The organism is Bacillota bacterium, from assembly GCA_013314855.1.
Taxonomy (GTDB): Bacteria; Bacillota; Clostridia; order Acetivibrionales; family DUMC01; genus Ch48.
Genome location: JABUEW010000083.1, coordinates 1 through 18,899, shown reverse-complemented (window position 1 = coordinate 18,899; position 18,899 = coordinate 1). Strand labels below are relative to the sequence as shown.

The following is an 18,899-nucleotide window of genomic DNA, read 5'->3' as shown; positions in this document are numbered from 1 at the left end:
CTGACAGAGTCACAAATAAAATCGATATTCAACTATAAACTATAACTTGAATTTTCGGATACTTAAAAGGGCTGTTGCAGTTGCAACAGCCTTACAATTTTTGTAAAGTTATCACCATTTTTTAATGCCTGATACCAAAGTCAGGTTATATTATTTTTCTTATTAAGTGTCAACGATATTTAATGATTTTGCAAAAAAACATTAATATCGTTTCTGTCAGTTTCAATATCATAAATTCCCTTATCTACAATTAGTCTTTGCAAATCTACAACTCTTATATCATCAATATGTAATCTACTTGTTTTGCCATTTGGGAAATTTTTTATATGAATATCCATTTCATAATTAGGATTACAGGGTTTTGAATCTTCTTTTACAGAAGTAGTTGGTATAATTAATAATTTACAACCAAAATCTTTAAACACATAGCACCAATGAGCATCATATAATTCTTTTGGGAATCCTCTGGTTAGATTAAAGTAGGCAATTTGATGTTCCTTTGGACGTTTTTTTGGTCTATAGAAGGTTTTTGATGGATCGTTACCTTGTTTTTTTACTAAAAAGTCATAAAAAAAGCTGAGTTGCTCAACCTGAAATTTTAATTGTTCAACAAAAATTTCAGACGCATATTGTGTTTTTATTCTATCAAGGATGTTGGAAATACCCCACATTTCTTTGTATATATTCAATTTTACTTCTCCCTTCACAAATAAACTACAACTATAATACCATAACTTGTATAAAATTGTAATAATTCAATAGAAACTTTTGTATATTTGTTATATAATAAGGGTAGAAAATTTTAGTAATTAGGTTTTAAAGAGTGGCGACTACACCTAACAAATGCACTCAAGTAAAGGTGTGCAAGGTCTGAGTCCAACAATTAATGGTCCCTGAAACCAAAGTCCAGGGAGCACACCAAATGCCTTCGCTAACCAAGTCGGTCAGACAGAAACCAAGATAAGAGCTATCTAAGGTTTCTATCTGACCTGTAAACTCAGGCACATCTTGAGTGCGAGACGTTCTCTGAAATATAGCACACGGACGACGCACGGGCTTCCGGACGTCCGGCGAAGAGAAAGTTATATGGACTTATAGAATTAAGATGAGCTTAACGATTAGTATTCAATATAAAGACATGCTTGAGTTACAATATATTTTAACTCAAGTAACACTTGTTAGACATAGATTTATTTTTATGTTACCATTCAAACGTAAAATAAAGATAAAGGAGAGTTACTACTTATGTTTGATATGAAATATATTGGAAGAAAAATTGCCATGTTAAGAAAAGAAAAAAACCTAACACAAATGGAGCTTGCTGATATGCTTAATATAAGTTTCCAAGCAGTATCAAACTGGGAGCGGGGTGTAACGATGCCTGATATTTCCAAATTACCTGAGATTGCACAGATCTTTCATACCTCCATTGACGATATTTTAGGCAATCACAAAAGTTCAGAAATTATTGAAAACATTATCGAGGGTAATGTAATGGAAAATGAATTAACTATTGAGGATTTTAAGTCTGTAGCACCATTGCTAAAGCCAACGCAGATAAAGGAAGTATCAAAAGGAATTAATACAATTAACGATATAGCAGACAACGTGCAGATGCGCTTGTTTTAAAGGCTATCGAAAATCCCTGATAATGGAATTATCGGAAGGATTATAGTTCTACACATTTGTTTGAATATGTGTATTAATCGGAGGAATGGAAATGAAGAGAATATACCGTTTATTATTTGCTTTACATTTATTTGTAGGAATAGGAGCTATATTTGGCGGTTTGGCTGCTATTATTGACCCAGAGGAACCACTTGGAATAACAGTTGAGGCGCTAAAAAACTCTCCATTTAAAAATTATCTCATACCTGGTATTATTTTATTTACCATAATTGGGCTCGGAAATATTTTCAGTGCTTTAATGTGTAGATTTAAACCACAATTTCAAGGATATATAAGCAGTGTTTTTGGTTGGGCTTTAGTCATTTGGATTGTTGTTCAATGTATAATGCTTAATACTGTTGCTTTCCCACATATCTTATTTTTTATCATTGGGGTAATTAAAGCAGTTTTATCAGCGATTATTTTGTTCAAGCAGCGTTTATTTCCGGCAAATATTATTCTGAATTTAATTAAAAGTAGAAAATAAATGAAAATCCACACATTGGATTTGAATAATAAAACGCTTACGCCTGGAAAATTATTCTCGAATAAGAATTGAGGAGTGATATGTATGAAAAAGAAATCATTTAACGAGAAATTGCGCGATAGCAAAGACATGCCAAAGGTAATAGAGGTTTCAGACCCAATGACGATTACGCGATATGGCGGCACAAAAATGTTGATTGCCCCTCCGCTAGCTTATGATGAAATAATGAAAAAGGTGCCATATGGAAAGGTCATAACCACGGATTATATAAGAAATTATTTGGCCAAAAAGCATGGGGCAGATTTTACATGTCCACTTACTGCAGGGATATTCATAAATATTGCGGCACATGCCTCTGTTGAACGTGGTACGGACGATACACCGTATTGGAGAACGCTTAAAAAAGATGGAGAGCTTAATGATAGATTTCCCGGCGGCATAGACAAACAAAAACTGCTTCTTGAAATGGAAGGTCACGAAATAATACGGAAGGGCAAACGGTATTTTGTAAAAAATATATTGGATAAGCTGTACGAGCTTGAATAGGTGGCACACGCAGATCAGTCTCGTCAAAATGTGTTTTGAAAAGGACTCAAGAGTATGTCATAGGAGTATCGTTGCTGAGAAAATTGCGTGCTCTATTGACAACAAGGTAAAGATTGTTAATTTATAACAAACTGCAAAAGAGATTAGATTGACTTTGATGCCGGGCAGATTTTAAAAGAAAAAGACAAAGATGGAGTTATTCTTTGACAAAGCTTTTTAAGAAACGGTAATGAAGAATAAATAGCACTTGCACTATAAATGTTTAGGAGGAGAGTTATACTCCCTTGGGCCAAACTCCGAATTTTATAATAAAGAAAAGTGGCTAGGGAATACTAATTATATACTCTAAAACCTCCATAAGTATCAATAAAATCAATTATATACTTCAATTCTTCCTCAGACAGCAAGCCATATTTTTTTAACATGTCGTCGTTTACCAGTAAAGCCAGAGGCATCAACATTTTAGTTCTGGAATCATGCATGTTTTGGTTAATGAACCCATTACAATTATGACTGATAACAGATATCATTTCCAATTTCTCCTTACATCCATACATTAATAATAACTAATAATGCACTATCTTAACCTGTTAATTATTAATCCTTTAAAATTTACCATGACGGCTTGTTTCACTTTTTCATCCAAATCATTTCTTTGCATTACTTCATCATATAATTTATTTAGCAACGCTTTATCCGCATTCCTCATCAATTCATAAATATCTAATGCAATTCAAGGGGCTTAGGCACATCCTCTCCTTCCAATAAAAGATTCATTTTTGATAAAATGAATTTCAATTCATTATAATCATTCATTGTATATCCTCGTCAGTATAATTTTATAAATAAATCTTATTCCCTTCATACCCATTCTAACATTTTTTGCGACAATTTAGAAGATAATTGTATCTAAATAGATAAAATACATTGACATGTGAATAAATTTATCAGGAAAATCATTTATCAATATTATTTCATTTTCGCTATAATAGCCACATTTTTTCTCAACTATATTAATACCTTATTTTTGCGTATACCTGCATTTTAAAATATGTAAATATTATAGGTTTGGGGTTAAACATTTATTAAGTTTAGAGTAATTCACAAATTTTGGAGTAACATTCTAATGCAATTCTTAAATTTTATAGTTTACAAATGGCCTATACGGAATGATAATAATATCATTATATTTTAATGATTTACAATAAGAGGAAATAAATGGGCATACCCCATTTTTTCTTTTAGAAAATAATCCACAGCAAGGTTCATAAAAAATGATATTATAATAAAATAAATAAGCAGGACATAAAAATTGTTATATGTTATTGAAATTGTAAAGTTTTAATTGACAATAAAAGTTTTAATTGACAATAGAGGTTTAATAGGTTAAACTGGATACGGGTTTAATGGATTAAACTTAGGGAGGTTTACTAATGGAACAGATTAAAATATTTGATGCAGAATACAGGTTTATGAATATCGTCTGGGAGCATTCACCCGTAGCGAGTACCCAATTGGTGAAGCTTGCAAATGAAGAGCTTGGATGGAAAAAATCAACTACTTATACTGTAATCCGGAGGTTGTGTGAACGTGGAGCGATAAAAAACGAAAATGCTGTGGTTTATGCGTTGATAAACCGGGAACAAGTCATGCGGGCAGAAACTGAGGAACATATAGATAGAGTTTATAATGGCTCTTTAAAGCTATTTTTTACTACCTTCCTGCAGAAAGAAAAATTAAGTAAGGATGAAATTGAAGAACTTAAGAAAATAGTAGAAAAGTATAAAGAGGGGGAATGAGAATGCTTTACGATGTATTTACTGCTATACTTAGCATGAGTATTACTGCTTCAATTGCAGCTATTTTGATAATAGTTTTCAGGCTAATGTTTAAAAATAGGTTGCCTCGAATTTTTAGTTATGCTTTATGGGTAATAGTACTTGTAAGGCTACTTATTCCATTTTCCCTTACATCAGTATTAAGTATTTTTAATATAATACCAGGTGCTGAAGTAATAATGACTCAAATCCCACAATATCATGGAAGGGATAATGATATCCTATATGTTACAGGTTATGGGAGCATATCTCAAGAGAAAACCGCTAATGAAGCGTTAAGTAATGATGTAAGTAGCTCTTTTCCTGCGGCAACTCCCGAAGCATCAGTTGATCCAATACAGGTGCTAACATTTCTTGCCTCATGCATATGGCTTATAGGTGCAGTAGGTTTGTTTTCTTTCAGCATGTTTGCATATTTTCACACATGGCAAAGGCTTAAAACAGCCATTCTATACAAGAACAACTGTTTAGTTTCTGGGTGCACCCGGAAGTTAAAATTAAAGCGGAAAGTTCAAATCTATACATCGGACAGGATACATACTCCTGTTGTGTGTGGCCTGGTTAAACCGCATATCGTACTGCCGTTAGCTCTTGCACAAAATTGCAATGAATCAGAGTTAAAGCATATCATTACACATGAACTTGTGCATGTAAAAAGACTTGACTACATTATAAAGCCATTATCGGTTTTAGCTTTATGTGTACATTGGTTTAACCCTGTAATATGGCTTGGATTTATATTATCTCAGAAGGATATGGAAATGTCATGCGACGAGAAGGTTTTGTCGGTATGTAATAATGATATAAGGAGCGAATATGCAGCATCACTAATTAAGCTTGCTGTAAATCAGGGTGTACTCTTAAACGGCGGATTGCTGGCTTTTGGTGAAAGCAATATCAAAAGTAGGATAAAGGGAATAATGAACTTCAAAAAACCTGGGTTCTGGTTAGGCACTACAGCTATTATCATTCTTATTGCTTTCGGTATTGTGCTGTTAACCAATGGGCAATATAGAGAGGCTAATAAAAATGCAGTAATTCCAAAGGTAAATGAAAACCAGAATTCTAATGGTAGGTTTGCGATTTATCTTGTAAAGGATGCAGATACAAAAGTTGCCGTTGAGAAGGGTATAAATAATCTGGAATTAGAAGATACACCCATTATTACTGAGAAAGATATAAAGTCTTATAACTGGTCTGAACATTCATTTGAAACAAGTGAAGATGTCTTGAACAGGATTCCTAGTGTTCCTGTCAATGGAATTCCTTTTGTAGTAGTTGTTGATGGAGAAAGAATTTACATAGGTGCTTTTTGGACTAGTTTATCATCTATTTCTACCCAACTGCCGGTCATAAATATAATGGAAAAGCCATTTTCAATTAACCTGGGTTATCCGGTAGAGTATGAACATTCAGTTGATATAAGGAATGATAATAGAATTTATAATGTATTAAAAGAAACAGGCAAGCTAAATTTTGAATCAAAAATAGATGATACAGACGTTGATATGCTTCTGGAAGAAATAATGAAAAATGCACCTTTGGCATCATCAAATTCATACGACTACGTCAGCTATTTAAAGGACAGCAAGGCTTTTGCTGAGCTTGTTGCCATGGGAAAACCTGCACTGGACATTATGATGGATATATTTGCAAAGAGCAATGAGGATGGGTTGAAGGAATATATTATGGCAGCTGCATGTGCGAAAATACTGAGCATCTATGATGAACAAAAAGGTATTGGGACTGGAAGCGGCAGGGATTGGTTTTACAAGTATGGGACATTTAAGAAGGATGCTGACTTCCACATAGTTGATGCCGATTATGATTTATTTAAGGATACATCCGGCAAGCCAAAACTTGTTTTACCTGCACATACGGACATGAAAAACATGGAGGATGTTATAACTAACTGCATTCTTTCAATAAACAGAAGGGCATATCTGATGGGTGAGAAAGCGATAGAAGCACACAAGATATATAGAACAGAGGAAAAAGACGGGATAATAAATGTTTATATGCAGGTGAGATTCCATTGGTTTGGTTTTGAAAATGGTATATTTACAGTGGTATCAGGGGTAAGTGGTGAACCGGTTAGAATGCAATTGAAAAAGCAAGAGAATGGAGAATATGAAGTACTTGAATACAGGCGAGCCATGGATGGCGGAATGTGGGAAAAGTCTATACGTGAAATGTTCCCTAAAGATTTAGCTGAAGCTGTTATTAATGGTGATGAAACAACCAGCAAAGAATTGTGGGATATGCAGGTGACAAAAGCACAAAGATATCTTAAGGAGATTGGCAGAGAAGATACCCAGGTAATGTCCCGTGTAATTAAAGAAAGAATGGATGAAAAAGCTGCCAGGGCGATATATCTTGTTACTTCAATGAGGAATGAATTCCCGGACTGGTGTGGCACAAGAGAAATACTGGTTAATGCAGGAGGAAAATATCCGGGGGTCAAAATCCGGTGCATACTGAAAACTCAATGTGAAAAGGAGAAGGAGGGGCAATACTCTATTCTCTTGACAAAAATCTGGGATATCAAAATTAATGGTGTTCAGCCAGTTAGTTATTGGAAATACAGGATTACAGGAGAACGAGTTGAATTGATAGAGGTACAGGATAATGACAACGGTATAAGTATAAGATAATAGGCATGTTTCATTTGCTTATATTATTGCTACTGAAGTAGAGAAATTATTCTTTAAATGGACGTGGAATAGGCCAGAGGGAGTAGCATATTCATATTAGGCAAGTTTAAGTACATATCCGGATTTATCAACCGGTGCATTACACTTCAATACTTATGATTTCAGTCATGAGATGAAACGGGGGCGCATTTTCTTCAAAATTTGAAAATGCGCTCATGAAACGGCAAACTACTTGATGAATAAATAAAATATAAGTATAATATAGAAAGAAAGCAAGGGTAGCATAACCAAACTTCTCAAGAATCCCGCAACTTTAGTCGTGGAAGGTTCAAGATATAATTGTGTTATGATATTAATGTATTAATTGTTTACAATATGAAGCTTATAGGGGGAAAGATAAATATGACATTTAGCAAAAAAGATATACAAATTGTCAGGGAACTTGGAAAAAAAGTAGCGGAAATTGCTGCTTTACCAATACAGGAGGAAAAAAGGAGGTTATGGAGGGCCCTTAATGGTTTAAGACCTGAAAGGCCTATGGTAATGATAGACCAGCTACCGTGGCATGAAATGGATGTTGACGGTGAACTGGAGGTCCAATCTGAGAATGAGTTCTGCAGATGGTTGGAAAACCATTTTCGAAGAATACTTTATTTATGGAAGCATATGCCTGCGGATATGGTGGTTGAATCCTATGTAGAGGTAAACAAGGTTATTTATGGGACGGACTTCGGTATTAAGGTTGAGGAACACACCCTGGTTACCGATCCAATGAACTCCGTAGTCAGTCATAAATTTGTAGACCAGCTACAGACTGAAGAAGACCTGGAAAAAATCAGAATTCCCCAGGTGCGCTACGATAAAGAAGCAACTATGAAAAAATTGGAGATGGCACATGAACTGCTTGATGGAATTATTGACATAAGATTGCAGGGATACTTTCCTAACAACCATTCCTGGGACCTTATAAGTACGTGGAAGGGGGTTGAAAATATCCTATATGATCTTATTGATAGGCCGGAATTTATGCATAAACTGATGTCCAGGCTTACGACTGCTTACCTTTCAATGCTTGACCAGCTTGAGGAGCAGGGTCTTCTTGGTTATGGCCAGACTACAATACATTGTACGGGTGCGTATACGGATGAACTCCCGGCCCCAGGTTTCAACCCAAAAAAACCGAGGGCCAAGGACCTTTGGACATTTGGACTGGCACAGGTGTTTTCCACAGTATCACCTGAAATGCATCAAGAGTTTGAGTTGGATTACTGTAACAGGTGGTTTGAAAGGTTTGGCCTTGTATACTACGGGTGTTGTGACCCGCTGGATGGTAAAATGGACATTGTAAGGAAAATTCCTAATCTAAGGAAAGTATCAATGAGCCCCTGGGTTAATGTCGAAAGAGGAGCCCAGGGTATCGGAAAAGATTTTGTATTCTCTCGCAAGCCCAGTCCTGCATTCCTCGCAGGGACTCAATGGGAGCCGGAAGTAGTCGAAAAGGATCTAAGAGAAACCAGGGACATATGTAGAAAATATGGGTGCCCTGTTGAATTCATACTCAAGGATGTCAGCACTATACGCTATCAACCCCAAAGGCTTTGGGAATGGGCAAACATTGCAAAAAGGGTTTGTGAAGATTAAACCAAATAGAAGTGAGAGGAAATTATCCTCTCACTTCTATTTGGTTTTTTTATTATCGGGTTTTTTATCATTTTCAACTTTTCCACTAATAATATTGCTGATTACCAAAGAACCAATTATGAAAACTGCACTAACAACAATTATAGTAATTTCAAGAGCACCCACACAATCACCCCCTTTTAGGTACATAAACATTTGAAATACTAATAGAAGTTTAACAGCATGTGTATGTGTATGTGTATGTGTAGATGCTCTTATACTTGCTTTCAGAAAAGTATGCCAAAATAAAGCCGAATATTTCTTCTCTTATATCGACTAATAATTCTTTGTGTGAAACAATAGAATTTAGAATGATGGAAAAATTATATTCCAAAAAAAGTAAAATATACACCCTGTTAACGATGGACCTCAAGTTCTTTTTACACACTTCTGAATCAGCAAATAAGGTAGCTTGATCCATTTCAATATTTGCAATAGCCAGTTTATCCATGTAGAATTTTTTATTTTTAAGGTTATTGTCATGGAATACCAGTATTTGAAGCAATATAAATAATATGACAAGTATTAATAATACTAAAGTATATCTAGCTCCGGCTACTCTTACCTTTGATATAACCCTCACCTTCCCATTAACTTCAATACCAGGTCTCCCCAGCATATAGCCTGTAATTCAGCTTATTAGGGATTCTTGTTAATATCAACTATACTCATAATCTAATTGTATTAGCTTTCTTGATATTTGTCAAACAACTTGATAATTAATGGATAATTAATGGCCAATGGCTTACACAAATTTGACAATATTTTAATTAAGAATATAATAGGATTATAAAAATAGGGAAGAATAGAAAATAGGAGAGATTTGATGATTTATATTGGTACGGCAGGTTACTCTTACAAGGATTGGATAGGTTCCTTTTATCCTGATAATATAAAACCAAACTCCATGTTGGAGTACTACTCAACACATTTTAACTTTGTTGAAATTAACTCTACATACTATCATATGCCTGCTATACGGCTTTTCGAGAGCATAAACAAGAAAACACCGAAGACATTCAGATTTTCCGTGAAAATATTTGGTGGATTTACCCATGAGAGAAATCTTGGTTTTGATGAGGCAAGACAGTTTAAATATGCAATTCAACCCCTGGTGGAAAGCAATAAGCTTATATGTCTTCTGGCACAGTTTCCCTATTCTTTTCATTACACACGTGAAAATATTGAACATATAAAAAATTTACGCCTGTGGTTTAGCGGGTTGGAAATTAATGTGGAATTTAGAAACCATAATTGGGTTAATAAAGAAGTAATGAGATTTTTGAAAAATGAAGGGATGGGTTTTGTATGTGTAGATGGGCCCAACATAAGGGGATTAATAGGAAGTGTGATTGCAATTACTTCCAGGATATCATACCTTAGGATGCATGGGAAAAATGCTGAAAAATGGTATAGCGGTGAAGGATCAGAGAGGTATAATTATCTTTACAGTAAAAGTGAGCTGATAGAATGGGTTACAAAAATAAAAGAGCTTGAAAACAATTCGGATATAACAGTTGTTTCCTTTAATAACCACCCCTTGGGAAAAGCGGTTGAAAATGCCAGGGCTTTAAGGGCACTTTTACACACATGAGAAAATAACAAAAGGTCCGGCTAAACGGCAGGACCTTTTGTTCAAAGCGACAAATAAGTACTAAGCACTATAGGTAAGGTATCCTCATAGATTAAAAGTTAACTTACTGAAATGGCTTCTACCGGACATTGGGCTTCGGCGTCTTTTGCACAATCGAGGTCTGAGTCCGAGAGCTCTTCGTCTATGGCTACAGCTAACCCGTCATCCTCTATTTTAAAAATATCAGGACATAATGATTCGCATAGTCCGCACCCAATACATTTATCTTTATCTACAAAAGCTTTCAAATCAATCACCTCTCTTTCCTTTAATCCAGTATATTTTATTTTTCCCCAATAAATTGTTTGGATAACGAAATTATTGTATTATATGCAAAAAGTTTAGTTAGTAACGTAAATTATACAAAATTTTTTAATTAAAGTGGCAAAATATACCACACATATAATTTTACTTTTTACAGAAATTTAAATATAGGTACGAAAAAGTAGAGAGTCAAAAAACGACTGTTCCGTATGACTCGTTACAAACAAAGTACAATATGAGGAAAATATTAATGTCGGAATTACAGGATATAATTTTAAAAATAAATGAATTAAAAGAGAAATTAACACAGTTAATTGATGAAAAGCAGGATTTACTTGACTCTGAAGTTATTTCTGCAAGCAAGAAGTTGGACGAAGCACTTAACGAGTACGAAATGGCAATAAGACAAAAGTGTAATAATAACCAAAATAACAAAGCTAATAATCATCCCGATGATATCAATGATAAGATATAATAAATGTGATATAATAAAAGAATCAAAGATATTTTTACCTGGGGGGTGTATTCATAGTGATAATAGATATACATGCCCACATATGGGCAGACAGATATGAGACGGACAAAAAGGAAATAATTAAGGCCTGTGAAATGTATAACATCAGCAAAGTGTATATATCCGGATTAAGAAGCTATTATCCTGACAAGGATGAAATCAGTGAGCTTAATTATGAAGCGTACAGATTTATGAAAGAGTATCCTGAGCATATAGGAGGATTTTGCTATGTAAACCCTGTCCATGATAATAGTATCAATGTTTTGAAAAAAGGTATTGAAGAGTATGGGATGTCCGGTATGAAATTGTGGGTTGCAACCTACTGTGACGACCCTTTGGTTTTTCCCCTTGTAGAAAAATGTATAGAATACAATGTACCCATACTTGTCCATGCATTTAAAAAGACAATAAACCAGCTAGAGTTTGAAACAACAGGACCAAATACTGCTAACTTAGCCCGGAAATATCCTGAAGCAAGGATTATTATGGCTCATTTAGGAGGGAATTCTTACCATGGCATTAAAGCTATTCGTGATTTGAAGAATGTGTGGGTGGATATTTCAGGTTCTATATTTAGAAGAGATGATGTAGATTACACAGTTGAACAAATTGGTGTAGAAAGAATTCTATTTGGTACCGACATGCCCGGCTCTTACCTGGTAAACCTTGGTCAAATAGAAGAAGCAAATTTGACACCTGAAGAAAAGGAGCTTATATATTATAAAAATGCTATTAAGGTATTGGGGTGATGATAAAATGTATAAAATAGATATTAACTGCCTGTTGGGACATTGGCCTTTTAGAAAAATTCGCAAAAACAGTTTTGAAGATTTAAGGAAAGTCCATGAAATAAATAGAATTAAATACGGTTATATTTCTTCTCTTGATAGTATATTCTACAATGACCCCTTTGAGGGTGACCAAGACCTTCATGAAATTATTAAAGGTACAGAATATAAACATGTACTTACGGTTAATCCTGAACTCCCAGGATTCATCAGTGATATTAAAAGGGGTATTGAGCTGTTTGATATTAAAGGTGTGAGAATATACCCAGGCTATCATGGTTACAAGTTGGAAAGCAAATGCTTACAAAAACTATGCAGCCTGTTGGCCGAAAAGGAATTACCCCTTTTTCTCACAATGAGGATGGATGATGAACGCCTTGACTACCTATTACAGCAAAAGTCCATAGAAGCCAGGGATTTATCCAACTTCTTAATGGAATATCCTGAAAATAAGGTAGTTTTATTAAGTATAAGGGTTGGGGAAATTGTGGCAATTAAAGACATAATTAATTCCCGCAAAAATGTGTTTTTTGATGTATCGGGACTAAAAGATTGGTTGTTTGTTACAGAAAAACTGCTGAAGGAAATTAATCATAACAAAATTTTATATGGCTCAAACCACCCTCTTTATTGTCTAAAAAGTTCACTTTTGTTAATAGAAAAAGCAGAAATAGATGCGTCTTTAAAGGCAGATATATTCTATAATAATTTTAAAAGCCTATTTAACTAGGGACAAAAGAAGCTATGGAGGAGGTATTTCCATGATCTATATGGAAAAATGGGTTACTTACGGCATATTAAGAATGACTGTCGGCCCTGGTTTCACTTGCATGTTCTTATCGTCTTTATCTGGTAATTTTAGAAATAATGACAAAATCAATATGAACAGTATAATAAGAATTATAAAAATTGAAATAACAACCTTCTTTTTGTTTTTTACAAAAATACCCTTAATCCTGCCCTTGAGTAGTGGAAATTTATTTTTAGCGCCCAGAAGTAAGGATTTCATAAGTATGATAATCTGTTTAAGCGTATGAATAATTGAATTAGGATTATAAATAAATTCTTTTCTACATACAGGGCAAGTAACTAGTATTTTACCTTTATCCAGGGGCACTTTCAATTTACTAAGGCAGTGAACGCAGTTTATAATTATCTTATTGTCTATTGAATAATTGTAATTCTTTTTCATATAAACCTCCATTTTATTAGTAGTTTCCAAAATATTACATGATTAAGACCTAATAGTATTATATCATAATATTACTAAATATTACTAATTAAATTAATATTAATGTCGATTGTTTTTATAACTATCACCGGACACATTTCTAAAAATGCATCCGTAAAATCTTGACGACTTAAAAAAGTATATATAAGTATTGCACCAACAGTTGTAATTCTTCTTATTTTTGAGGCCGTCAAAATGCTTTATAATACTTTATAAAAGGACGATAAGTGATTAACGGCCTGTTTATAAGGGTACTGAATGGTTGGATGTCTACCGGCAACTACTTTGAAGAAAATGACTGTTCTTATGCAAACAATAATGCAATTGAGGCCTGGGCTGACGGTAATACAAATGATGAAACGCAAACTACTTGATGGATAAATAAAATAAAAATATAATATTAATATGGGTAGAAAGCGAGGTGAAAAGGTGAAATTATCATTAGCGATGTAGTTTACTTAGTAGTTCACTTAATAAGTGTAATACATATTAAGGAGTGGATAGTATGAGAAAAGTTCGTTTTGGTATAATATCATGCGGAATGATAGCACATTTTCATGCCAGGTCTATCCTAAACGACAACAGGGCTGAACTTGTGGCTGTGTGCGGCCACAGTAGTGTTGAAAAGACAAAAGAGTTTGCAAAAAAGTATGGTGCAAAGAAAGTTTATATGGACTATAGAGAACTAGCTGCAGATAAGGATATTGATGCAGTGTGTGTATGTTCACCAAGCGGGCTGCACGGGATACATACTATTGAATGTTTAAAGAATGGAAAGCATGTATTGTGTGAAAAGCCCCTTGACATTAAAAGTGAAGTTATGTCTGAAATGATTAAGACTGCTGAAGACAATAATTTAAAGTTGGGCTGTGTGTTTCCGAACAGGACAAGGAGCGGGTTGAGAAAGGCAAAAGAGATTATTGACAGCGGAAGGCTTGGTAAAATGACTATTGTTGAGTGCCAGTACAGGGGCTACAGGTCTCCGGAGTATTTTACCAGTTCCAATTGGAAAGGGACAAAAGAGCTTGATGGAGGCGGGTGCCTTATGAATCAGGGAATTCATGCCATTGATACAATGTGCTGGCTTGCCGGCGATGTTAAGAGTGTATATGGGATTGCAGAGGCCATGTTAAGGGATATTGAAGTTGAAGATACGGCTATGGCCATTCTTGAGTTTACAAATGGAGCAAAGGGTGTCCTTATGGGGACTACAATTTCTAATGTCCCTGAAAACGCTCCTGAAGGCGACAGAATAAGAATTGAATTTGAAAAAGGTACAATAGTTTATGCAGAGGGAAAGACGTACCTATATATGCGACAGTCCAAAGAAGATAACTGTGGTTCAGCTACAGGCGATGAGGTTATAAAAATTATGCTTGATGGGGAAGAAGGGGAGGTTGTATCTTCTTCATCAGACCCTGCAAATGTTGATTTGGAAAGCCATTCTTATATTGTATCGGATTTTATTTCTGCAGTACTTGAGGATAGAGAACCTTATATACCGGGCAGATCAGCAAGAAAATCTATTGACTTGGTGCTGGCTGTATACAAGTCATCGGAGAGAGGAGAGAAAGTTAGCGTAGTTTAAAAAATTATCATAAATTAGCTCGTATATGGAACCACTAATAAGATTAGCAGGTTTTCCATGGATAAAAGAAGAGAAGGTATATAGGAGATTACCTTAAACTATTTTTTCTTTTGAATCATATGCTTTTGAGGTTTTAAAGTAATGTCTGTAATAACAAGCCCTTCTCTTTGATTTAATACCATCTTAATAGCCCCGGCTATTTCTTCCGGTGTAATATAACTTTCAGGAAGATCTCCTTCTTTAAAATCGGCATTTCTATAAAAGTTGGATTTAGTAATATCCGGATGTATGGCAATTACTTTTACTCCATACTTTCTTGTTTCATCAAACAGACTGTTGGAAAAATGCGTAAGTCCCGCTTTGGTAGCTCCATAAACACAGCCGTAGGTGCTGGATTTTTTAGCAGTGATAGAAGATATATTAATGATAAAACCTGCATTTTTCTTTAAATCTCTAAGGAGCAACTGAGTTATTATAAGTGGTGCTTCAAGATTGGTTGCAACCATTTCATGAATTTTTTCAGGGCTCAACTCCTCATGAGGTCCAAAATAGCCGACACCGGCATTATTTACAAGAATATATACTTCTTCATTTTTTCTTATCTCCTTTATTTTTTCACAAAGGACCGGGGTATTCATCACGTCACATACCACCGGTACAAAATAATCATTTTTAATATTACTTTTAGAAAAATCCCTCCCTATTCCGTAAACCTTATACCCTAATTTTATTAAAACTTTACTTATCTCAAGCCCAATTCCTGAAGAAGCTCCTGTAACAACAGCTGCTTTCATATTACCCTTCCTTTCAAATGTATATTTTTTCTTCCGGCATATATTTTTTTGTAATCTCATAAACATATGAAATCATATTTTCCGATAGTTGTTCAGCATAGCTACATACACTTTATCCGGTGATAACGTCCACGCTAAAATGACATTTTCTTGGGCATCAATATCTTCTATAGCCTTAAAATTAGCACTTTTTGTTCTTATTTCAATCTTCAGATTCTCATGTTTTTTAGCAAAATCAATCCATTTTCTCCCGTAACCAATTACATTTTCAAAGGCTAAAATATCTGTATCATAAGAAATACAAAGATATACTGAATGCTCTCTCAGAAGATTTTCAACCTCACTAAAAAAATCTTCAATATTTACAAATATAACTATATTGGCTGTGGTGTACATTCCTTGAAGATAACAATATTCACAATCATATATACAATTCATCATAGTTGAAGTATAGTAAAAATGAATATTCCCAAAATCTTCACAAACTTGAGCCCCATTATAAATTAATTTTTCCTTTTTTACTGCAAGGATTAGTTTAAGGCTGTTCTTATGCAAGCTATAATTTTGGTTACTTCTGGAAAATACATCCTTATAGTGATTAATCTCAATAATTTCAGCTTCCCTAAAATGCTCTAATATTTTCTTTGTATTTGGATGATTTAACGCTTTCTTTTCAATGTATATATGTGAAAAACAAGGATTAAACAAGTTTTTGTTTAATTTCTGCAAAATATCTCTTCCCTTCATTTTTAGATCCACATTCTGCATCTATATACATACTTATAAGGTCTGTAAAGTCACCGTATTGAAGCTTATAATATGTAACCATCTGTTTAAATTGCATTCCCATAGTATAGGATAATTTCAAATTTTTTATCACACGATTTAATATTTCTTGTTCTTTCTGAGACAATATATTTCGCTCATATGAAAATCCAAGCTTTACTTCATTCATCCAACTTATGATTTGTACAGTTTTGTCTTCAATTAATTCTGAAACCTTATCTTTACTTAACTTTTCAACATTTAGATAATCTGAAACTACCTTTATAAAAGAAATTTGATGGGGCTGCAAAAACACTGAAGCTGCCTGATAAATCCCCGAAGCTTCCATATCCGCCAATTGGCCTTCAAGTTCGATATCCTCTTTATTGATTACCAAAGAGCAAGTCTCAACGCTGGTCTCTTCAAAAGTATGCTTAAAAAGCATATCAGGGTAAAAAGTCCTTTTTGTATCATTCTCTATAATCTTATTACAAAAAAATGCAGTTCCTATAGCTATATTTCGATTTTTAGTGCCACATACACCAATATTCATAAATAAATCGGAATCTTCCGGTTCATATTTTGAAAATAAATAGGTAACGGCAACGGCAGCTTTTACCTTGCCTATCCCCGTAATAATCAATATTATTTCCTCATTTTTAAAGATTTCAAATTTGTGAGACTTAAAATCCCTTTTTAAGTTTAATTGTTTTATAAAAGGAAGTGCTTCCCAGTACATGGATGTACACATAAATATCATCTTTATTCCCTCTCTTAATGGACTGTGTCCTGCAGAGCCAGAAGCAAACACAGGCACCTGCTCCTTTATCAAAAACTATTCTATAGCACGTTTTTATCATTTCTGCAAATTTACTGTTTGCATATCCATTATACATTATACAATTAATATTTACAATTATTCAAGAACATTAGTTTGCATTAGTTGACACATTTTTGCAAATGACTACTTAACTTAAACCATTATATTTTACAAAAAAATTATTACTTGACTATATGCATTATGTTATGTTATTATTTGTTTGCGGGGCGTAGCTCAGTTTGGTAGAGCGCATGGTTTGGGACCATGATGCCGGAGGTTCAAGTCCTCTCGCTCCGACCAGGTAAAATTCTGATGTGAATAGAAAAAGAGGTTTATTGAATGTGAGCCTCTTTTTTATTTTGCAGAAGGAGGTTTTTATGGATTCAAGAGAAAGGATGATCAAGACCCTGAATAATGAAGAGGTTGATAGAATTCCAAGAAATTTGTGGGTTCTACCGTATGTGTCCAGGTATTGTGAAGAGGAACTTTCTGAAGTTAGGCAAAAATTCCCTGACGATATTGCAAGTCCTGTTTTTAAATACGGGGCGGGTAAACGCTGCAAAGGTGATCCCTGTGAAGTAGGATGGTATATTGATAGCTGGGGGTGTGTCTGGCATGTTGCGGAAGCGGGGGTTATAGGCGAGGTAAAGGAATATCCTTTGGCTGACTGGAACCAGCTTGATAGCTATAAGCTGCCATGGGAGTTGCTCGATAAGGCAGACCTTTCACAAGTAAATTCAAGCTGCGGAAATTCTGATAAATTCATGCTTGCAGGTACAGAAATAAGGCCTTTTGAAAGAATGCAATTTTTAAGGGGTACAGAGAGGCTGTTCATGGATTTAGCATATGGTGTAAAAGAAGTTTATAAATTAAGAGAAATGCTCCACGAATTTTACATACGAGAAATAAGAATGTGGGCAGATACTGATGTGGATGGTGTTTCCTTTATGGATGACTGGGGGACACAGAAGGCTTTACTTATTTCACCTGACCTATGGCGGGAGTTCTATAAGCCACTTTACAAGGATTATTGCGACATCTTACACAGCAAAGGAAAGTATGTATTTTTCCATTCTGATGGAAATATAGAATCAATATATCCTGACCTGATTGAAATAGGTATAGATGCTATAAATTCCCAATTATTTTGCATGGATATAGAAAAACTAGGTAAACTATATGCTGGAAAGGTTACATTCTGGGGTGAAATTGACAGGCAGCACATTCTTCCCTTCGGAACAGAACAGGATGTTAGAAATGCAGTAAAACGGGTGGCAAAAGCATTACTGAAAGAAAAAAGGACTGGGGTAATTGCCCAGTGTGAATGGGGTAAAAACGTTCCCAAGGAAAATATTATGGCAGTTTTTAATGAATGGGATAAGTATTGATATGTTTTTGAAATTACCCTTCAGAAAGTTATCTTCAGAGATGAAGCACGAATTTAAAAGAAAGAGAAAACAAGAGTTATAGAGAGTAGCAAAAAAATATTTTCGCAAAACCGAGTTGGACACGTACAAGATTAGTATTGTATAGTAGACTTGGGGGAGGTAGGTAATCAAGTCATGAACAATACTAATAGAACATTTTCAGGTAGGACATTTAGTCCTGAAGATATAGAAATGATAAAAT

21 protein-coding genes and 1 tRNA gene are annotated in these 18,899 nt (G+C 34.5%); 14 read left to right on the top strand and 8 right to left on the bottom strand.

What is annotated here, in order from left to right; genetic code table 11:
• Window positions 1-179: 179 nt before the first annotated feature.
• Entirely contained in the window at window positions 180-689 is a 510-nt protein-coding gene (locus HPY74_13985; GenBank protein NSW91755.1) for a hypothetical protein, read from the bottom strand.
• A 556-nt stretch (window positions 690-1,245) separates the two neighbouring features.
• On the opposite strand from HPY74_13985, the gene HPY74_13980 reads away from it, so the two are divergent.
• The 3 genes from HPY74_13980 (at window position 1,246) to HPY74_13970 (ending at window position 2,701) form a co-directional block, all read left to right on the top strand.
• A complete protein-coding gene (locus HPY74_13980) occupies window positions 1,246-1,629 on the top strand; it encodes a helix-turn-helix transcriptional regulator (GenBank protein NSW91754.1) in 384 nt (127 codons plus the stop codon).
• Window positions 1,630-1,720: 91 nt separating this feature from the next.
• A complete protein-coding gene (locus tag HPY74_13975) occupies window positions 1,721-2,155 on the top strand; it encodes a hypothetical protein (protein ID NSW91753.1) in 435 nt (144 codons plus the stop codon).
• 84 nt (window positions 2,156-2,239) lie between these two features.
• Window positions 2,240-2,701, top strand: coding sequence for an MGMT family protein (locus HPY74_13970; protein NSW91752.1), 462 nt, complete (start codon window positions 2,240-2,242; stop codon window positions 2,699-2,701).
• 332 nt (window positions 2,702-3,033) lie between these two features.
• Here HPY74_13970 and HPY74_13965 read toward each other — a convergent pair whose 3' ends face one another.
• Entirely contained in the window at window positions 3,034-3,231 is a 198-nt protein-coding gene (locus HPY74_13965; protein NSW91751.1) for a hypothetical protein, read from the bottom strand.
• A gap of 903 nt (window positions 3,232-4,134) precedes the next feature.
• On the opposite strand from HPY74_13965, the gene HPY74_13960 reads away from it, so the two are divergent.
• The 3 genes from HPY74_13960 (at window position 4,135) to HPY74_13950 (ending at window position 8,834) form a co-directional block, all read left to right on the top strand.
• Window positions 4,135-4,500 carry a BlaI/MecI/CopY family transcriptional regulator gene (locus HPY74_13960; protein NSW91750.1) on the top strand — a complete coding sequence of 122 codons (366 nt, stop codon included), beginning with the start codon at window positions 4,135-4,137 and terminating at the stop codon, window positions 4,498-4,500.
• A 2-nt stretch (window positions 4,501-4,502) separates the two neighbouring features.
• The gene (locus HPY74_13955) at window positions 4,503-7,193 is read left to right on the top strand and encodes a hypothetical protein (protein ID NSW91749.1); all 2,691 of its coding nucleotides are present in this window, start codon (window positions 4,503-4,505) and stop codon (window positions 7,191-7,193) included.
• 402 nt (window positions 7,194-7,595) lie between these two features.
• Window positions 7,596-8,834 (top strand): hypothetical protein, encoded by a 1,239-nt coding sequence (locus HPY74_13950; GenBank protein NSW91748.1) that lies wholly within the window; start codon window positions 7,596-7,598, stop codon window positions 8,832-8,834.
• A gap of 214 nt (window positions 8,835-9,048) precedes the next feature.
• Here HPY74_13950 and HPY74_13945 read toward each other — a convergent pair whose 3' ends face one another.
• Window positions 9,049-9,492: a hypothetical protein gene (locus tag HPY74_13945; GenBank protein NSW91747.1), complete on the bottom strand. Its 444-nt coding sequence runs from the start codon at window positions 9,490-9,492 to the stop codon at window positions 9,049-9,051.
• A gap of 207 nt (window positions 9,493-9,699) precedes the next feature.
• On the opposite strand from HPY74_13945, the gene HPY74_13940 reads away from it, so the two are divergent.
• Window positions 9,700-10,467 (top strand): DUF72 domain-containing protein, encoded by a 768-nt coding sequence (locus tag HPY74_13940; protein ID NSW91746.1) that lies wholly within the window; start codon window positions 9,700-9,702, stop codon window positions 10,465-10,467.
• 98 nt (window positions 10,468-10,565) lie between these two features.
• Here HPY74_13940 and HPY74_13935 read toward each other — a convergent pair whose 3' ends face one another.
• Entirely contained in the window at window positions 10,566-10,754 is a 189-nt protein-coding gene (locus tag HPY74_13935; protein NSW91745.1) for a ferredoxin, read from the bottom strand.
• 266 nt (window positions 10,755-11,020) lie between these two features.
• On the opposite strand from HPY74_13935, the gene HPY74_13930 reads away from it, so the two are divergent.
• The 3 genes from HPY74_13930 to HPY74_13920 are packed head-to-tail and all read left to right on the top strand — an operon-like array spanning window position 11,021 to window position 12,802.
• A complete protein-coding gene (locus HPY74_13930; protein ID NSW91744.1) occupies window positions 11,021-11,245 on the top strand; it encodes an aspartyl-phosphate phosphatase Spo0E family protein in 225 nt (74 codons plus the stop codon).
• 56 nt (window positions 11,246-11,301) lie between these two features.
• Window positions 11,302-12,033: an amidohydrolase gene (locus tag HPY74_13925; protein NSW91743.1), complete on the top strand. Its 732-nt coding sequence runs from the start codon at window positions 11,302-11,304 to the stop codon at window positions 12,031-12,033.
• A gap of 7 nt (window positions 12,034-12,040) precedes the next feature.
• Window positions 12,041-12,802: a hypothetical protein gene (locus tag HPY74_13920; protein ID NSW91742.1), complete on the top strand. Its 762-nt coding sequence runs from the start codon at window positions 12,041-12,043 to the stop codon at window positions 12,800-12,802.
• Between the two features lie 57 nt (window positions 12,803-12,859).
• Here the strand turns inward: HPY74_13920 and HPY74_13915 are convergent, their stop codons facing one another.
• Window positions 12,860-13,264 carry a hypothetical protein gene (locus HPY74_13915; protein ID NSW91741.1) on the bottom strand — a complete coding sequence of 135 codons (405 nt, stop codon included), beginning with the start codon at window positions 13,262-13,264 and terminating at the stop codon, window positions 12,860-12,862.
• A 266-nt stretch (window positions 13,265-13,530) separates the two neighbouring features.
• Here HPY74_13915 and HPY74_13910 point away from each other — a divergent pair, with 266 nt between their 5' ends.
• Both HPY74_13910 and HPY74_13905 read left to right on the top strand, forming a co-directional pair.
• Complete coding sequence (locus tag HPY74_13910; GenBank protein NSW91740.1) at window positions 13,531-13,677, top strand: hypothetical protein; 147 nt, start codon at window positions 13,531-13,533, stop codon at window positions 13,675-13,677.
• 131 nt (window positions 13,678-13,808) lie between these two features.
• Window positions 13,809-14,891 carry a Gfo/Idh/MocA family oxidoreductase gene (locus HPY74_13905; GenBank protein ID NSW91739.1) on the top strand — a complete coding sequence of 361 codons (1,083 nt, stop codon included), beginning with the start codon at window positions 13,809-13,811 and terminating at the stop codon, window positions 14,889-14,891.
• A 98-nt stretch (window positions 14,892-14,989) separates the two neighbouring features.
• Here HPY74_13905 and HPY74_13900 read toward each other — a convergent pair whose 3' ends face one another.
• The 3 genes from HPY74_13900 to HPY74_13890 form a co-directional block, all read right to left on the bottom strand.
• Window positions 14,990-15,685 (bottom strand): SDR family oxidoreductase, encoded by a 696-nt coding sequence (locus tag HPY74_13900; GenBank protein ID NSW91738.1) that lies wholly within the window; start codon window positions 15,683-15,685, stop codon window positions 14,990-14,992.
• Window positions 15,686-15,757: 72 nt separating this feature from the next.
• Window positions 15,758-16,432 carry a hypothetical protein gene (locus tag HPY74_13895; GenBank protein ID NSW91737.1) on the bottom strand — a complete coding sequence of 225 codons (675 nt, stop codon included), beginning with the start codon at window positions 16,430-16,432 and terminating at the stop codon, window positions 15,758-15,760.
• The gene (locus HPY74_13890; GenBank protein NSW91736.1) at window positions 16,386-17,261 is read right to left on the bottom strand and encodes a hypothetical protein; all 876 of its coding nucleotides are present in this window, start codon (window positions 17,259-17,261) and stop codon (window positions 16,386-16,388) included. Before HPY74_13890 ends, HPY74_13895 begins: the two co-directional genes overlap by 47 nt.
• A 232-nt stretch (window positions 17,262-17,493) precedes the next feature.
• Here HPY74_13890 and HPY74_13885 point away from each other — a divergent pair.
• Window positions 17,494-17,570 (top strand) — tRNA-Pro (locus tag HPY74_13885).
• A 77-nt stretch (window positions 17,571-17,647) separates the two neighbouring features.
• Complete coding sequence (locus HPY74_13880) at window positions 17,648-18,658, top strand: methyltransferase (GenBank protein NSW91735.1); 1,011 nt, start codon at window positions 17,648-17,650, stop codon at window positions 18,656-18,658.
• Window positions 18,659-18,899 lie beyond the last annotated feature (241 nt).

Bases quoted from the DNA above. Each gene is read 5' to 3' on its own strand.
- HPY74_13920 (NSW91742.1), top strand. From the start codon at position 12,041: ATGTATAAAATAGATATTAACTGCCTGTTGGGACATTGGCCTTTTAGA.
- HPY74_13970 (NSW91752.1), top strand. From the start codon at position 2,240: ATGAAAAAGAAATCATTTAACGAGAAATTGCGCGATAGCAAAGACATG.
- HPY74_13975 (NSW91753.1), top strand. From the start codon at position 1,721: ATGAAGAGAATATACCGTTTATTATTTGCTTTACATTTATTTGTAGGA.
- HPY74_13905 (NSW91739.1), top strand. From the start codon at position 13,809: ATGAGAAAAGTTCGTTTTGGTATAATATCATGCGGAATGATAGCACAT.
- HPY74_13880 (NSW91735.1), top strand. From the start codon at position 17,648: ATGGATTCAAGAGAAAGGATGATCAAGACCCTGAATAATGAAGAGGTT.
- HPY74_13950 (NSW91748.1), top strand. From the start codon at position 7,596: ATGACATTTAGCAAAAAAGATATACAAATTGTCAGGGAACTTGGAAAA.
- HPY74_13945 (NSW91747.1), bottom strand. From the start codon at position 9,492: ATGCTGGGGAGACCTGGTATTGAAGTTAATGGGAAGGTGAGGGTTATA.
- HPY74_13965 (NSW91751.1), bottom strand. From the start codon at position 3,231: ATGATATCTGTTATCAGTCATAATTGTAATGGGTTCATTAACCAAAAC.
- HPY74_13940 (NSW91746.1), top strand. From the start codon at position 9,700: ATGATTTATATTGGTACGGCAGGTTACTCTTACAAGGATTGGATAGGT.
- HPY74_13955 (NSW91749.1), top strand. From the start codon at position 4,503: ATGCTTTACGATGTATTTACTGCTATACTTAGCATGAGTATTACTGCT.
- HPY74_13960 (NSW91750.1), top strand. From the start codon at position 4,135: ATGGAACAGATTAAAATATTTGATGCAGAATACAGGTTTATGAATATC.
- HPY74_13930 (NSW91744.1), top strand. From the start codon at position 11,021: ATGTCGGAATTACAGGATATAATTTTAAAAATAAATGAATTAAAAGAG.
- HPY74_13915 (NSW91741.1), bottom strand. From the start codon at position 13,264: ATGAAAAAGAATTACAATTATTCAATAGACAATAAGATAATTATAAAC.
- HPY74_13900 (NSW91738.1), bottom strand. From the start codon at position 15,685: ATGAAAGCAGCTGTTGTTACAGGAGCTTCTTCAGGAATTGGGCTTGAG.
- HPY74_13895 (NSW91737.1), bottom strand. From the start codon at position 16,432: ATGAAGGGAAGAGATATTTTGCAGAAATTAAACAAAAACTTGTTTAAT.
- HPY74_13980 (NSW91754.1), top strand. From the start codon at position 1,246: ATGTTTGATATGAAATATATTGGAAGAAAAATTGCCATGTTAAGAAAA.